Origin of the sequence: Thermus aquaticus (genome assembly GCF_001280255.1) — a bacterium.
Classification (GTDB): Bacteria; Deinococcota; Deinococci; order Deinococcales; family Thermaceae; genus Thermus; species Thermus aquaticus.
This window is the reverse complement of sequence record NZ_LHCI01000008.1, coordinates 1-577: the sequence shown is the minus strand read 5'-3', so window position 1 is coordinate 577 and position 577 is coordinate 1. Positions and strand designations below refer to the sequence as shown.

The window sequence follows — 577 nt, the reverse complement described above, 5'->3', positions numbered from 1 at the left end:
TCGTCCTGGCCACCTCCAACCCCGGCAAGGTGCGGGAGCTGAGGGCGGGTCTAGAGCCCCTGGGCTGGACCCTCCTCTCCCTGGCCGACTTCCCCTTGCGCATGCCCAAGGAGGAGGGGAGCACCTTCCTGGAAAACGCCCTTTTGAAGGCGGCCTACGTGGCCAGGGCCACGGGCCTCCCCGCCTTGGCCGACGATTCGGGCCTCGAGGTCTTCGCCCTGGGGGGCGAGCCCGGGGTCTACAGCGCCCGCTACGGGGGACGGGAGACCGACCGGGAGCGGAACGTCTACCTCCTGGAGAGGATGCGCCACCTGAAGGGGGAGGAGAGGCGGGCCCGCTTCGTGGCCGTTTTGGTCCTGGCCTACCCCGACGGGCACGCCGAGGCCTACGAGGGGAGCGTGGAGGGGGTGATCCTGGAGGCTCCCCGGGGGGAGGGCGGCTTCGGCTACGACCCCCTCTTTTTCATCCCCGAGGCGGGGAAGACCTTCGCCGAGATGAGCCTGGAGGAGAAGGCCCGCTACTCCCACCGGGGCCGGGCCCTAGAGGCCCTCCTCAAGGCCTACGAAAAGGGCCCCCC

At 70.5% G+C, this 577-nt stretch carries 1 protein-coding gene; it reads left to right on the top strand.

The window, feature by feature from the left end; all coding sequences use genetic code 11:
* Positions 1 to 577, top strand: a 577-nt coding sequence (rdgB, locus tag BVI061214_RS00090; protein WP_053766877.1) for an RdgB/HAM1 family non-canonical purine NTP pyrophosphatase, incomplete at both ends; no start/stop codon positions are given.